The organism is Streptomyces sp. NPDC014727, from assembly GCF_043083485.1.
Classification (GTDB): Bacteria; Actinomycetota; Actinomycetes; order Streptomycetales; family Streptomycetaceae; genus Streptomyces.
This window is the reverse complement of record NZ_JBIBYR010000001.1, coordinates 671099-686004: the sequence shown is the minus strand read 5'-3', so window position 1 is coordinate 686004 and position 14906 is coordinate 671099. Positions and strand designations below refer to the sequence as shown.

Here is a 14906-nt window from a genome sequence, read left to right as displayed (position 1 = left end):
GGATGGGCGGGGGGCTCCGCCCCCCCCCGGGGCCCCGGGCGGCCCGACGTCCGCGCCCGGTGGGGGGGCCGGGGGGGCGACGATCCGTCTCCGCCGCGCGGCGGAGACGGATCGTCGCCGGGCAGGACGCGCGGGCGGGCGGGGCGCGCGAGCGTGGGTGTCATGACACAGACACCGACCGCGCCCGCCCACCTGACCGCACCGGCGCCGCCCGCGCCCACCGGCCGGGCCCGTGCCGTGCTCCGCGCCCTCGCGATAGCCGCCTGCCTGCCGTACGTCTCCCTCAAGGCGGCCTGGATCGCGGGCAGTCACGTCGGCGTCCCCGCCGACAGCACGCTGCTCGACCACCGCACCGCGATGCTCGTCGCCAACAGCGCGTCGGTGCTGCTGGACTGCACGGTCGTCGTCCTCGCCCTGCTGCTCACCCGGCCCTGGGGGCGGCGGGTCCCGGCCTGGCTGCTCACCGTGCCGATGTGGGTGGCGACCGGGCTGCTGCTCCCGATCACGACCGGCTTCCCGCTGCAGCTGCTGGTGAAGGCGTTCGGCGGGACGACCGCCGGGTCCGGCGGTCACGGGCGACCCTTCCTCGACGAGTGGGTCTTCGGCGTCGTCTACACCGGCTTCATCGTCCAGGGCCTCACCCTCGGCGCCCTGTTCGTCCTGTATGCCAGGGACCGCTGGAGTCATCTGTGGCGGGGCAGGCTGAGCGATCTGCCGCAGAGCCCGACCGGACCGGCGCTGCGCGTCGTCGCAGTCGTGGCCTCACTGCTCGCGCTCGTGCCCGGCGCCGTCCATCTCCTCTGGGCGACCGGATCGACCGCCGGTCTGAACGAGGCCCGGATCGCGGACCGTACGAGCGACTTCTACGCCCTCGAAGCGGTCTATACGGTGTTCACGGCCGTCACCGTCGTCGGCGTCCTGCTGCTTGCCCTGCGCCGCCGCGGTGCGCTCGCCCTCAAGGTGCCTCTCGCGCTGGCGTGGGGTGGCTCCGGGGTGCTGGGCTGCTGGGGCGGCTATCTGTGCCTCCTCGCGCTGGGCCCGGTCGACGACATCGCCGACCGGCCCTCGGCCGGGATGCAACTCACCTACGCTGTACAGATGCTGGTCGGGATCCTGGTCGCCGCTCTGGGGGCCTACTTCTTCGCGGAACGCGCTGCGGCGTCGAGGCCGGCCGGACCGTCCGCGTGACCCTGCTTCTCGGCCGGCAGGCCCGGCTGCGCTGGCTGCATCTGATCATCGGCGGCGCGCTGCTGATGCCGTACTTCCTGGTCGGCACCGTGGTCGTCGGCATGTACCACCGCGACGGCAACGCCTTCGACTCGCTGCCGCTGCAACTGACCGCGTTCGCGTACGCCCTGCCGATGGCCGCGGTCACCGGTCTCTTCCCACTCGCCCGGCCACTGTCGGTGGCCGCGGTCCGCGCTCTGTGCGGTGTCCCCGCGGCGCGGCTCGCCGACGGTCCGGCCAGGACCCGGCAGGCAAGGGTGCGGACCGCGGGCTGGTTCACGCTGCATCTGGCGCTCGGCGCCGTCATCAGCGGGATGACGCTGGCGCTGACGCCCTTCGCGGTGACCGTGATGACGGTGCCGTTCTTCTCCGCTGTACGGGACTCGGCGGTGCTCGATCTGCCCCCGGCGCTGACCCGGCCGTGGGTGCTGGCCCTGGCGCCATTCGCCGGTCTTGCGATGCTCGTCGCCCTGGCCGGCTGCGCGGCGGCGGCCGGGGCGCTGCTGTCCCGCCGAGTTCCGGTACTGCTGGGCCCGACCCCCGACGACCGGCTGGCCGCCGCCGAACGCCGGGCTGCCGACCTGGCGGTGCGCAACCGGCTGGCCCGAGAGCTGCACGACTCGGTCGGCCACGCGCTCAGCGCCATGACACTCCAGGCGGGTGCGGCCCGCCGGGTGCTGGAGAGCGACCCGGAGTTCGTACGCGTGGCGCTGACCGCGATCGAGGAGACCACCCGGCGCACGGTCGGTGAACTCGACTCCGTGCTGGGCCTGTTACGGCAGGGGGACGACAGGGAGGACGGGCTGCCGGGTCCGGCGCTCGACTCGCTGGACGGGCTGCTGGCCCGCTGTGGGGTCCCCGTTTCGTACGTCGTCCGGGGCGATCCGGGCACGGTCCCCGCCGCCGTGTCCCGGGAGGCGTACCGGATCGTGCAGGAGGGGCTGAGCAACGCGCTGCGGCACGGCGGGCGGGAGGCACCGGTGGTACTGCGGATCGCGGTGTGCGAACAGGAGCTGGCGATCACTGTGAACAACCCGCTGTCCGGGCGGACGCCGGTGGTGCGACCCGGCGGCGGCCGCGGGCTGCGCGGCATCGCCGAACGTGCCGTCCTGCTCGGCGGCCGCGCCGAGGCCGGACCGGACGACGACGGCAGATGGCGGCTGATCGCCCGGCTGCCCCTGCACATCCCCGCACAGGAGAAGCGATGAACACCGGTATCCGGGTCGTGGTCGCCGACGACGAACGCATGGTCCGCACAGCACTGCGCGTCATCCTCGACGCCGAACCCGGCCTGCGGGTCGTCGGTGAGGCGGCGACCGGCGCCGAGGCCGTCTCTGTCGTGCGGGAGCTGCGCCCCGATGTGGTGCTGATGGACGTACGGATGCCGGAGATCGACGGGATCCGCGCCACCGAGCAGATCCTCGGCTCGCTCGACGCGCCCCCGCGGATCGTCGTCGTCACCACCTTCGAGAACGACTCCTATGTGTACGACGCCCTGCGCGCCGGAGCCACGGGCTTCCTGCTCAAGCGCGCGGCGGCCGAGGACCTGGTCCAGGCGGTGCGGCTGGTCGCGCGCAGCGACTCCCTGCTCTTCCCGTCGGCGGTGCGGGGACTGGCCACCGAGTACGGCAGGCGGCAGGCGTCCGCCGCGCCGCCCTGGCTGGCCCGGCTCACCGAACGGGAGGCGGAGGTGCTGCGGCTGATGGCGGCAGGGCTGTCCAACGGGGAGATCGCCGAACGGCTGCGGGTGGGGCCGGCCACGGCGAAGACGCATGTGGCGGCGGTGCTGGCGAAGACCGGAGCCCGGGACCGCACTCAGGCGGTGATCGCGGCGTACGAGTCGGGGTTCATCACACCCGGCTGACCCGCGCCCCGTGACGCACAGTATGAAGAATGCGTGAGAAGCGGCACAGACGGGAACGCACCGGACGCCGCCGCTCGTCCCTCCCGTGGGATGAACAAGACGATCAGGCGTACCTCGGTCTTCTGCCTGCTGCTGGTCCTGGCCCTGCTGGGGCGGGCGACCTGGGTGCAGGCGTACCAGGCACAGGCGCTCGCAGACAACGACCACAACCGGCGGAAGACCATCGCGCAGTACGCGCAGCCGCTCGGCGACATCATCGTGGCCGGGAACCCGGTCACCGGATCGAAGAGGACGGTGGGCAGCGACCTCGCGTACAAGCGCACCTACACGCAGGGCGAGCTCTACGCGGCCGTCACCGGCTACAGCTCGCAGGCGTACGGCGCCACGCAGCTCGAAGGGATCTACAGCCATGTGCTGGACGGCACCGACAACCGGCTGAAGAACCCGATGGACGTGGTGACGCGCAAGCAGGCGGCCCCCGGCAACGTCCTGACCACGATCGACCCCGCCGTGCAGAAGGCGGCGTACGAGGCACTCGGCAACGACAAGGGCGCGGCGGTCGCGATCGACCCGAAGACCGGCAGGGTCCTGGGCGTGGTCTCCACCCCCTCGTACGACCCGTCGAAGATCAGCGGGACGGCGGACGGCGACGCCTGGAAGAAGCTGCTGGACGACAAGGACAAGCCGACGGTCAACCGTGCGCTGCGGCAGCCGCTCGCGCCCGGTTCGACGTTCAAACTGGTGGTGGCGGCCGCGGCCCTGGAGGACGGGCTGTACAGCTCGGTCGACGTGCCCACGGACAGCCCCAATCCGTACCCGCTGCCCGACACCAGCCGGAACCTGGAGAACGAGAGCGCCTCGGCCCCCTGCGAGAACGCCACACTGCGCACCGCGCTCCAGTACTCCTGCAACAACGTCTTCGGGAAGGTCGCCGTCGACCTCGGCCAGGACAAGGTCAGGGCGATGGCGGAGAAGTTCGGCTTCAACACCGAGAAGCTCGACATGCCGGTGCGGGCCTCCAAGAGCATCTACCCGTCCGGCATGGACAAGCCGCAGACGGCCCTGTCGGGCATCGGCCAGTTCGAGGTCACCGCGACGCCGCTGCAGATCGCCATGGTCTCGGCCACGCTCGCCAACGGCGGCGAACTGGCGGCACCCCACATGGTGTCCGCGGTGACGGACTCCAAGGGCAACACGTTGCAGGACTTCGCGGACGGGGACACCAGGCGTGTCGTCTCGCAGTCGACCGCGGAGCAGTTGCGCAGCGCGATGGTGACCGTCGTCGAGGACGGCACCGGCAGCAACGCCAAAATCGCCGGGGCCGAGGTGGGCGGCAAGACGGGTACCGCGCAGAACGGCGTGGGCAACAGCAAGACCCCGTACGCCTGGTTCACCTCGTACGCGAAGGACAACTCCAGCGGCAAGGAGGTCGCGGTGGCGGTCGTCGTCGAGGACTCGGGCGCGGCCCGCGCGGAGGTCAGCGGCAACGGTCTGGCGGCGCCGGTCGCCCAGAAGATGATGAAGGCGGCGCTGGCGGGCTGAGGGAGGGGGGCGGCCCAGGTTGTGGTTCAGCACGCCGATGGTGCCGGAGTCCCACCGGGCGACCGTTCGTCAGCGCTTCTGACAGGAGACGTCGCCGTCATCCGGCATGCGCCGTAGGGCCGACGGGAGGACGACGGGCCGGGGCGAGCCGGGGTAGGACATCCGCCCGATGCCGCCGGGCGTCCTTGTTCACCAGCCTGATGACGTGACGAAAGCGCGGGTCAGGAGGGTTGTGGTGGGTGCGATGTCGGGGTCGGCGACGGTACGGGTGCTGCGGGACCGTACGGCGGGGCTGTTTCTGGCGGCGGTCGTCGTCTCCGGTTTCGGGACGTCCGCGATGTGGCTGGCGGCCGGGGTCTGGGTCAAGTCGCTCACCGGGTCGGACAGTCTGGCGGCGCTCGCCGTCTTCGCCATGTGGCTGCCGATGCTCATCGGGCCCGTGCTCGGGACGATCGCCGACCGGCTCCCCAGAAAACCGCTCCTCGTCTGGTCGAACCTCGTCATGGCCGGGCTGCTGATCTCGCTGCTCCTCGTCGATTCGGCGGGGCGGATCTGGATCCTGTTCACCGTGCTCGTCCTGTACGGAGCGAGTTTCGTACTGATGGGCGCGGCCGAGTCGGCACTGATCGCCGAGGCCGTCGACAGTCGGCTGCTGGGTGATTTCAACGGGCTGCGGATGACGGCGAGTGAGGGCATGAAGCTGCTGGCACCGCTGGCCGGCGCCGGACTGTACGCCCGCTTCGGGGGCGGCACCGTGGCGCTGCTGGACGCGGTGTCGTTCGCGCTGGCGGCCGGGGTCTGCGCGATGCTGCCGGTGCGGGAGCCCGCCGGGACCGCTCCGGCCGCCCGACGGGGCGAACTCGCCGCCGGCATGAGGTTGGTGTGGACGTCGCCGGTACTGCGGCCCCTGGTGCTGACGGGTTCGGTGACGATGCTCTGCGCGGGGCTCAACGGGGCCGCGATCTATGCCGTCGTCGACGGTCTCGGACACTCCCCCACGTACGCGGGGGTGTTGTACGCGGTGCAGGGCGTCGGGTCGGTCGCCGTCGGGCTGCTGGCCGGGCCGCTGCTGCGGCGGCTGCCCGAGCGGGTGTTCACGGCGGCGGGGGTCGCGCTGTTCGCGGTGGCGGTGGCGTCCCGGGCGCTGCCGTACGACGCGGTGGCGCTGGTGGCGAGCGCGGCCATCGGGTTCGGGCTGCCGTGTGTGCTGATCGCCGCGATGACGGCGGTGCAGCGGGAGACTCCGGACGCTGCGCTGGGCAGCACCACCGCGACCGCCGGCACACTGATGATGGTGCCGAACGCGGTGGCGCTGGCGCTCGGCGCGGGGCTGATCGCACTGGTGGACACCGGGGTGCTGCTGCCGTTGGTCGGTGTGGCGGCGCTGCTGACCGCGGTCCTGCTGGTCACGGGCCGGCGAACGAGGTCTCCCCTGCTCGAACAGGATGGAGAGCCGGGGACGGGCGACAAAAGCCCCACCGGTCCGGTCCCTTCAGCGCCCGAGGCGTGACAGTGCTCCGGCGACGGTTCGAAGATCCGGGTCGGACGCGAGCCCGGCATGGTACAGGCGCAGTTGGTTCGCGCCGAGCGAGGCCGCGTGCGTCGCGTCCCGCTCCAGCGTGGCGGGGCTGCCCCCCATCCCGGAGACCACGGTGAAGTTGGCCGCGAGCACCCCCTCGCGCCCGGCGAACGGACCGAGCACCGCCTCGCGCGCCGCGTCGCCACCGGTGCAGGGCAGCACCACACCGTCCGCCACCGACACGATGTGCTCCGGGTCGACTCCGACGTTCGCCCCGGAGCGGTACGGCGCGGGGTCGGCGTGCAGCAACACCTGGAAGTCCGGCCCCGCCGCCGCCCGCACGGCGGCGACCACGGACTCCTGGAGCGTACGGGCGACCCGGCCGCGCCACTGGAGGGTGGTGGCGGCGAGGTCGGCGCCGAGGAGCTTCTCGACGCCGGCCCACCCGGCCTCCGGAGAACCGGAACCGGACCAGACCGGCTCCAGCGCCCGGCGCACCGAGTTGGCCAACTCGGCTGCTTCCAGGCCGTGTTCGGCGTAGCCGGTCCGGCAGTCGGGGCAGAAGCAGAGCGCCATCAGATACTGCGCCGCGTCCCCCAGACCGACGCCCGCGATCTTGTCGTGGGCGTGCAGATGCGCGAAGCCGTACCAGCCGCAGGACTCCAGCTCGGTGCCGTACGCACCGCCGCGCACCGCCGCCTCCCCCGCCAGGTCCACCAGATGGGAGCGGACCGCGGGCTGCGCGATGCAGGGCGCCCAGGGATAGCGGTCACCGTACGCATTGACCACGGAGGTCTCCGGATGCTCGGCACCCATCCGGGAGTTGTGCGCGAGGACCACCCAGGTGTGCACCTGAAGACCGGCGTCGGTCAGGGCCTGCGCGGCCTCGGCGTACGGATCGTCCGAGGCCACCCAGGACTGCTCGTACGGACGCAGCGCGCGCCCGGCCCACCGTGCGGCGTCCGGCGGGTAGAGCACCGCGGCGTGTTCGGCGGTGACGATGCGACGGCCGGGGTGGCGCGGGGTGAGCGCCCGGGTGGAGTGGTAGGCGGCGGCGAGCGTCACCTGCTGGACACCCAGGTCCGCGACGCGGGCGGCCGCGTCCGGGTCGCCGACGACGTCCCAGGGGTAGAGGAAGGCAGAAGTCCTCATCCGTGCCGCTCCTGTCCGTACTTCTCCAGCAGGGCACGGCCGCGCGCGATGATCCCGGCCAGTTCCTCGATGTGGGCGGCGGACGGCTCGGTGAGCGGGGTCCGGACCTCGCCCACATCCAGACCGCCCAGCCGGACCGCGGCCTTGACGAGTGAGACGGCGTAGCCGCGGCCCTTGGCGCGCAGTTCGACGAGCGGGCGGTAGAAGTGGTCCAGGAGCGCGCCCGCCAGGTCGTCGTCGCCGGAATCCAGCGCCCGGTAGAAGGCCAGCGCGATGTCGGGCGCGAAGGCGAAGACGGCGGAGGAGTAGAGCGTCACGCCGATGCCCCGGTAGGCGAGCCCGGTGAGTTCGGCGGTGGGCAGCCCGTTGAAGTACAGGAAGTCCCGGCCGGGCAGTGCGGTGCGGACGGCGCTGACGATGCGCTGCATCAGATCGAGGTCGCCGTAGCCGTCCTTGAGGCCGATGACGCCGGGTGTTGCGGCCAGGGCGACGACGGTCTGCGGGGTGAAGACGGCGTTGTCGCGCTGGTAGACGATCGTCTCCAGACCGGTGGCCGCGGCCAGTGCCGCGTAGTGGCTCAGCAGCCCCGGCTGGTCGGCGACGACGAGGTACGGGGGCATGGCGAGAAGCCCGTCCGCGCCCGCCTCCTCTGCCAGCCGCGCGTACTGGATCGCGAGCGCCGTGCCGTATCCGGCCCCCGCGACGACGGGCACCTCTCCGGCGGTCTCCTCGACGGCCGCGGCGACGACGAGCCGGAACTCCTCGGGCGTCAGCGCATGGAACTCACCGGTGCCGCAGCAGGCGAAGACGGCCGCCGCGCCGGCGTCGACACCGGTGCGCACATGCGCCCGGAAGGCATCGAGGTCGACGGAGCCGTCCGGCCCGTACGCGGTGACGGGGAAGAAGAGCGGCCCGGCGACGCGGCTGAGTCGGGCGGCAAGGGGGGCTGAGGTCACGGGCGCTCCCTGAGCGAGTTCAGGCGGCACAATTCTGATCGATGTACATATTCATGAACGCCCTCACGCTAAGGCAGCCGCCCGCCGCAGGTCAAGAAGGGGGCGCGCGGCCCGCCCGCCGCAAATCCGGAGTCACCGACTTCGCGAGCCACCTCACCGGAAAGCGCCCGGCACTTGACGTGAAACGCGGCGGCTTCTTAGCTTGTCCATGCATATGAATGCCGTCCATGGATTTGATGTCCCGCGCCGCGTGCCGCAGGTACCGCCGGGGTCGTCCACACGCGCGGGCCGCGCGCGTGGGCCTATGTACCGAGGAGATCCGCGTATGCCCGCTCCCCGCACCGTCCTGCTCACCGGCGCCGCCGGCGGCCTCGGCACCCTGATGCGCGGACTGCTGCCCGCGTACGGCTACGAGCTCCGCCTCCTCGACCTCGTCCCCGTCGAGGGCGAACCCGGCGCGATCACGGCCGACCTCGGCGACAGGGCGGCGCTGCGCGAGGCCGTGCGGGGCGTCGACGCGATCATCCACCTCGCGGGCATCTCCCTGGAAGCCTCGTTCGACAAGATCCTCAAGGCGAACATCGAGGGGACGTACAACCTCTACGAGGCCGCGCGCGAAGAGGGCGTCGGGCGCATCGTGTTCGCCTCCTCGAACCACGTCGTCGGCTACACGCCCCGTCCGCTGCCCGGCGATCCGCTCATCCCCGTCGGGACGCCGCGCCGCCCCGACACCTTCTACGGCCTGTCCAAGTCCTTCGGCGAGGACCTCGCCCAGCTGTACTGGGACCGGCACGGCATGGAGACCGTCTCCGTACGCATCGGCTCCTGCTTCCCGGAACCGACGTCCGTACGGATGCTCTCGGTCTGGATGAGCCCCGAGGACGGTGCCCGGCTCTTCCACGCCGCGCTCACCGCCGAGAACGTGCGGCACACCGTCGTCCACGGCTCCTCCGACAACACCCGGCTGTGGTGGGACCTGACGACGGCCCGTTCGCTCGGGTACGAGCCGAAGGACGACTCGGAGCCGTACGCGGCCGCACTCGTCGCCGAGCAGGGGGAGCTGGACCAGGACAACCCCGACCACGCCCACCTCGGCGGCCACTTCTGCACCAACGCGCCGATCTGGCCGCACTGACGCAAGGTCCGGGCGAACGGGGCGGTCCGGGTGGTCGTGTCAAGAGTGCGCCAAGGCGGGTGAAGGTAAGGGAACGGCAAAGCCCGGTCGTTCGTTACCCCGTGCATGACCGCAATGACCCCCGGCTCGAACATCCCTCTCACCGCCGCCCGCGTGGCAGTGGACGTCTCCGCTCCGGTGCGGCTCGACGTCTCGGGCCTGCTGCTCACCGTCGACGGCAAGGTGCGTTCCGACGACGACTTCATCTTCTACAACCAGCCCGCCGGCCCAGGGGTGACCTACCGCTCCGGCGGCGGGACCGCGCCGGACGCGATCCTGGTGGACACCACCGCCGTCCCGCCCGACATCGAGAAGATCGTCATCACGGCGAGCCCGGACGAGGCGGGCCGGACCTTCCAGGGAATCGAGCCCACCGCGACCGTGCGCAACGCCGACGACGGCAGTGTGATGGCCACATTCACCCCGCCGCGGCTCGGCAGCGAAACGGCGCTCGTGGTCATCGAGGTCTACCTCCGCAACGGCGCCTGGAAGGCCCGCGCGGTCGGCCAGGGCTACGCGAACGGGCTGGCCGGCATCGCGACGGACTTCGGCGTCTCGGTCGAGGAGGAGCCCGCCGCCGCACCCGCGCCCGTGCCCGCCGCACCGCCGATGCCCGCCGCACCGCCCGTGGACCCGCGGATCGCCGCGCCTCCGGCCCCCGCCGCGCCTCCGGCTCCCGCCGCCCCGCCCGCGCCCGCCGCCTCCGGCAGGATCAACCTCGACAAGGGCCGGGTCAGCCTCCAGAAGAACCAGACGGTCTCGCTGGTCAAGGCCGGCCGGCCGCTGCTCTCGCAGGTCAAAATGGGCCTCGGCTGGGAGCCCGCGTTCCGGGGCAAGGACATCGACCTGGACGCCTCGGTGATCGCCTACGGCCCCAACCGGAACCACCTGGACAGCTGCTACTTCGGCAAGCTCTCCATCCTGAACGGCGCCATCAAGCACTCCGGCGACAACCTCACGGGTGAGGGCGCGGGTGACGACGAGGTGATCGTCGTCGACCTGGGCCGGATCCCGGCGGAGGCGACCGGTCTGGTCTTCACGGTCAACTCGTTCACCGGCCAGAAGTTCACCGAGGTCGCCAAGGCCTACTGCCGGCTGGTCGACGCCGCCACCGACGAGGAGTTGGTCCGCTTCGACCTGACCGGCGCGGAGCCGCAGACCGGCGTGATGATGGCCAAGCTGATCAAGCAGTTCTCCGGCGAGTGGGAGATGACGGCCATGGGTGACTTCGTGAAGTCGCGCACCGTCCGCGGCATGGTGAAGCCCGCCGCCCAGGCGCTCTGACGCCGCGAAGGCGCCCGCGACACGGCTTCAGGGGCACCTGCGGATGCCAGGTGCCCCTGAGGACCTCGGAGTCCGGCGGGACGCCGAAGCCGCGCGCGCTCGCCGGCTCGCTCAGAGCTTGGTCAGCTTGGAGTACGGGCTCAGGATCCTCCCCTGTCGCCCCGAGAAGTCGATGAGCACCGCGTCGTTGTCGCCCTCGACGGCAAGGACACGGCCGAGTCCGAACTGATCGTGCGACACCCTGTCGCCCACATCGAACAATTCGACCGGTGGGGCCGCCTGGGCCGGGCGGTTGAAGGGACTGGAGGGCAGGTGGCGCCGGGATCCGGCTGACTGTTTCATTACCTTGAGTATGCGCCCTGGAAAGGCCCGACGCCATGCCCGTCCACTCCTGGGGGCGTAAGGACGCCGGATTCGGCATCAGCCGTTCCAGGGCCAGTCCGCGTCACGACCGGCTTCCAGCAGCGGCACCATGCGGAACGCCGCGTCCGAAAGCCCCCCGAAGGTGTGGCGGTTCGCACCCCCCGACGGAGCGTGTCCCACCCGGTGTCCGGCGAGATTCCAGGTGTACACGGGCACGGTGGACGGCACGGCCGCGGTGGCGTCCGAGGCGTACGAGAACGCCGCCTGCTCGTCCGTGACGATCAGTACGCGGTCGTGTCCCCGGTAGTGCAGACGCACCGCCTCCGCGGTGTTGGTGCCGCCGAGGTCACCGAAACGCTCCAGCACCTTCAGCACGGACTCGCGGCGTCGATACGTCACCGGTGCGCTGTTTGTTCCGAATTGCACCAGATCGGCATGGGACGCCCGCAGCGCCAGTGCCGTACCGAAGATCGCGGCGGCGTCGGCCCGGTTGAGCTGCGAACGGTCCGAGAGCGGCGACCACATCGAGCCCGAGCGGTCGACCAGGATCAGCGTCCGCCCCGGCAGTGCGGGCACATTGCGCAGGGAGTGACCGAGCGCCTTCTCCAGCGGGTGGGCCCAGCGCAGTGAGGGCGCGTGCCGGTAGGCGGCGAGATAGCGGAACGGGAACTGCCGCGACGCGGCGACCACGTCCGGGTCGCAGATCTTCGCCGCCACCCGCGCGGCGACCTCGTCCGAGACGCCCGCCTCGTCGAAGTTGCGCAGATTACGCAGGAGCGCCATCGCGCCCATCGACGGAATGACCGCTTCCCAGGCCGCGGCGTCCATGGGCCCCTGCAGCCACCCGGCCAGCGCCTCCCAGGTCATGCCCGCGGCAGCCAGCCGGTCCGCGCCGTCCTCGCCGGTGACGACGGCCCGGCGCTCCTCGACCGGCAGTTCCATCAGCGCGCGGTGGGCGGTGAGGGTGCGGTCGGAGGCCGGCACCACGGCCGCTTCCGGGTGGTGGCGACGGTCGAGGGCGTACCGGAACAGCTCGCCCTGCCACGGCTTCTCGGGGTCGGGCGAGGCGTGCACGATGTTCAGGATGTCGGCGAAGCGGTAGCCCTTGGACGCGGTGTCGTACTTCAGCAGCGACGTGCCGTGGTAAAGACGGCGTACGGCATCGGCGATGCCGCGCTTGACGGGCTTGGGCACGGCACGGCCGTAGCGCGAGGTCCAGTAGCCGAGGAGTTCCCCGGGTTCGTCGGCGCGCAGCAGGACGGAGTCGACGACCTGCCGGTTGGACGGACCGTCCTCGGCGCCCGCGTCGAGCCGCGCCTTCACGTACTCGGCGGCGCCGACGATCGAGGCGGTACGCATCCGGCCGTCGCGGCGCAGCCAGTGGAGCAGGCCGGCGGTCCACTCGGCGTCACCGACGGCGAGTACCCGCACCAGCTGGGCGAACCGGTCGTCGCGCTGCTCGCCGTCCTCGTAGAAGGTCTGCTGCGAAACGAAATTGGCGACCGCGAGCAGAAAGAGTTCGGAGCGATTGTCGCGGAGATGTCCTCGGCCGCCCTGATGCGTCGGCGCCGTCTGCCCGGACGACTTCACGGGCGAGGTGGCGCGAGGCCGGACGGCGCGGATGTTGAAGCGTGCCATGTGAATTCCCCCGAATTCATTGGGAGAAGGCACAGCGGAAAAGGTGCCCGAGATCAGGGGTCGGTGACGGGCTTGCCCGATGCTCTACCGCTTTGAGCTACCGGCCGTGGCCGGGCAGGACTTGAACCCGCAACCGTCGGATCCGAGAAGTAGCCGTCACCTGCGCACCGGGCACCCCCGGCATCTGTGCCTCCCGAGATCAGAGTCGGCGGCGGCGTTTTCGTTTCAAGAAGTAACCGCTGCCTGCGCACCGGGAGGTGCATGCATTTCTTGCTCATGAAGTTGTTGGGGTGCCCAGAGATCAGGGTCGGCGGAACCGACGAAGGTGCTCTGCCGACTGAGCTACACCGGAACGAGATCCGGTGACGGGACTCGAACCCGCGACATCCCCATTATCAGTGGAAGTAGGTCCTGCCTGCGCACCTGGGCACAGACAGGACTCTAGAGGGGGACTCCGGGGCGCGCGAGGGAATTAACCGCGCCGAAAGATGCCCTCCGGGGACTTTGGCGCCACCGGCCGTCAGTGGCGGTTCGGCTGGCGCTTCCACGGACCGGTGATGGCGAGCATGATGCCCGGCGTCTGGATGTTCGCGTACAGCGTCCTGCCGTCGGGCGAGAAGGTGACACCGGTGAACTCGCTGTACTCCGGCTCCTCTTCGCTGCCGATGTTCAGCTCGTTGCGCGCGATCGGGTACGTGCGGCCGCTCTCGGTCGCCCCGAAGAGGTGCTGGATGCCGTTGCCGTCCTCGGCGATGACCAGACCGCCGTACGGCGAGACGGTGATGTTGTCCGGGCCGTCGAAGGCACCGTCCTTCGACGGGTCGGCGTTCACGCCCAGGAGCACCTTCAGCGTCAGCGTGCGGCGCTTCGGGTCGTAGAACCAGACCTGGCCGTCGTGCTGGACGGGGCTCTCGGCGCGGGCGAACGAGGAGACGATGTACGCACCGCCGTCGCCCCACCACATGCCTTCGAGCTTACGGGCCCGGGTGACCTGGCCGTCCGTGAACTGCTTGCGCACCGAGACGGTCTTCGCGTCACGGTCGGGCACATCGGTCCAGTCCACGCCGTACACCGTGCCGATCTTCGTGGCGCGTGACAGGTCGTCGACGAACGTGCCGCCGCTGTCGAAGCACTTGGCGGCCTGGAGGACACCCGCGTCGTCGGCGAGCGTGCGGAGCTTGCCGCGGCCGTGCCGGAAGCCGTGCGGCGGGACCCAGCGGTACAGCAGCCCGTTGGGGCCCGCGGCATCCTCGGTCAGATAGGCGTGCCCCTGCTTGGGGTCGATGACGACGGCCTCGTGGGCGTACCGGCCGAGCGCCTTGATCGGGCGCGGGTCGCGATTGGCGCGCCTGTCGTACGGGTCGACCTCGAAGACGTAGCCGTGGTCCTTGAGCAGGCCGTTCTTGCCCGCCTTGTCCTCGGTCTCCTCACAGGTGAGCCAGGTGCCCCACGGGGAGGCGCCACCGGCGCAGTTGGTGGACGTACCGGCGATGCCGACCCACTCGGCGGTACGGCCGTCGCGGCGGGTCTCCACGACGGTGCAGCCGCCCGCCGCGACCGGGTCGTACACGAGGCCCTCGGCGAGCGGCACCGGGTGCTCCCAGCCGGCGCGGGTGCCGCTCAGCTCGTGGTTGTTGACGAGCAGCGTGACGCCGCGCGGGCCCTCGAAGGTGGCCGTCCCGTCGTGGTTGGAGGGGGTGTACTCCCCGGTCTCCAGCTTGGTGACACCACTGTGGGTGATGACCTTGTACGAGAATCCGGCCGGCAGCGAGAGGAGACCCTCGGGGTCGGTGACCAGCGGTCCGTATCCCGGCTCGTCGTGACGACCGTGGTCGTGGTCGTGTCCGTGTCCGTGCTTCGAGTCCTCGGCGGCCAGGGCACCGGGCGCGGTGGCCAGCGCGGCGACAGTGCCGGTCAGGGCGATGCCGGCACCGGTGAGAGCGGACTGTCTGGTGAATTCCCTGCGTGTGAAGGGCATCACGTACTCCTGGAGCGACTGGGTGGGTTGTTGGCGCGCCCACAGTCGCGCCCCTGCACCAACACCAGTTGAACCACGGGCGACGTCGAGGGGCATCCTTCCTGTGCAGTTGGCCGGATGCGGTCGGCCTGATGCGACCGGCCGGAGTGCCGGCCGCGCCCGTTCCACACTGCGCGCCACGGACCGCCGCGCGCCGCCCACACCTGCGC

Annotated in this window: 12 protein-coding genes; 7 read left to right on the top strand and 5 right to left on the bottom strand. The window is 71.3% G+C overall.

Annotated features, from left to right (window positions below):
• Nucleotides 1–162 precede the first annotated feature (162 nt).
• The 5 genes from ACF1B9_RS03115 (at nt 163) to ACF1B9_RS03095 (ending at nt 6143) form a co-directional block, all read left to right on the top strand.
• Nucleotides 163–1188, top strand: a complete 1026-nt coding sequence (locus tag ACF1B9_RS03115; RefSeq protein WP_391739845.1) for a hypothetical protein — start codon at nt 163–165, stop codon at nt 1186–1188.
• Complete coding sequence (locus tag ACF1B9_RS03110) at nt 1185–2435, top strand: sensor histidine kinase (RefSeq protein ID WP_391739846.1); 1251 nt, start codon at nt 1185–1187, stop codon at nt 2433–2435. The genes ACF1B9_RS03115 and ACF1B9_RS03110 overlap by 4 nt, the downstream gene beginning before the upstream one ends.
• Entirely contained in the window at nt 2432–3091 is a 660-nt protein-coding gene (locus tag ACF1B9_RS03105) for a response regulator (protein ID WP_391739847.1), read from the top strand. Before ACF1B9_RS03110 ends, ACF1B9_RS03105 begins: the two co-directional genes overlap by 4 nt.
• Nucleotides 3092–3181: 90 nt before the next feature.
• Entirely contained in the window at nt 3182–4633 is a 1452-nt protein-coding gene (locus ACF1B9_RS03100) for a penicillin-binding transpeptidase domain-containing protein (protein WP_391739848.1), read from the top strand.
• 244 nt (nt 4634–4877) lie between these two features.
• Nucleotides 4878–6143: an MFS transporter gene (locus tag ACF1B9_RS03095; RefSeq protein WP_391740093.1), complete on the top strand. Its 1266-nt coding sequence runs from the start codon at nt 4878–4880 to the stop codon at nt 6141–6143.
• Here ACF1B9_RS03095 and ACF1B9_RS03090 read toward each other — a convergent pair.
• Together ACF1B9_RS03090 and ACF1B9_RS03085 are read right to left on the bottom strand one after the other, a co-directional pair.
• Nucleotides 6126–7304, bottom strand: a complete 1179-nt coding sequence (locus tag ACF1B9_RS03090; protein WP_391739849.1) for a hypothetical protein — start codon at nt 7302–7304, stop codon at nt 6126–6128. The two genes, ACF1B9_RS03095 and ACF1B9_RS03090, sit on opposite strands and share 18 nt — an antisense overlap.
• Nucleotides 7301–8260: a 5-dehydro-4-deoxyglucarate dehydratase gene (locus ACF1B9_RS03085; protein WP_391739850.1), complete on the bottom strand. Its 960-nt coding sequence runs from the start codon at nt 8258–8260 to the stop codon at nt 7301–7303. The genes ACF1B9_RS03090 and ACF1B9_RS03085 overlap by 4 nt, the downstream gene beginning before the upstream one ends.
• Nucleotides 8261–8585: 325 nt before the next feature.
• On the opposite strand from ACF1B9_RS03085, the gene ACF1B9_RS03080 reads away from it, so the two are divergent.
• Nucleotides 8586–9395, top strand: a complete 810-nt coding sequence (locus ACF1B9_RS03080) for an NAD-dependent epimerase/dehydratase family protein (protein ID WP_391739851.1) — start codon at nt 8586–8588, stop codon at nt 9393–9395.
• A 105-nt stretch (nt 9396–9500) separates the two neighbouring features.
• Nucleotides 9501–10718, top strand: coding sequence for a TerD family protein (locus tag ACF1B9_RS03075; RefSeq protein ID WP_391739852.1), 1218 nt, complete (start codon nt 9501–9503; stop codon nt 10716–10718).
• A gap of 111 nt (nt 10719–10829) precedes the next feature.
• Here ACF1B9_RS03075 and ACF1B9_RS03070 read toward each other — a convergent pair whose 3' ends face one another.
• The 3 genes from ACF1B9_RS03070 to ACF1B9_RS03060 all read right to left on the bottom strand — a co-directional run bounded on the left by ACF1B9_RS03070 (nt 10830) and on the right by ACF1B9_RS03060 (nt 14697).
• On the bottom strand, nt 10830–11060 hold the full coding sequence (locus ACF1B9_RS03070) for a hypothetical protein (RefSeq protein ID WP_037711258.1): 231 nt from the start codon (nt 11058–11060) through the stop codon (nt 10830–10832).
• Nucleotides 11061–11138: 78 nt separating this feature from the next.
• On the bottom strand, nt 11139–12719 hold the full coding sequence (locus ACF1B9_RS03065; RefSeq protein ID WP_391739853.1) for a TROVE domain-containing protein: 1581 nt from the start codon (nt 12717–12719) through the stop codon (nt 11139–11141).
• A 520-nt stretch (nt 12720–13239) separates the two neighbouring features.
• On the bottom strand, nt 13240–14697 hold the full coding sequence (locus ACF1B9_RS03060; protein ID WP_391739854.1) for an alkaline phosphatase PhoX: 1458 nt from the start codon (nt 14695–14697) through the stop codon (nt 13240–13242).
• Between the last annotated feature and the right edge of the window lie 209 nt (nt 14698–14906).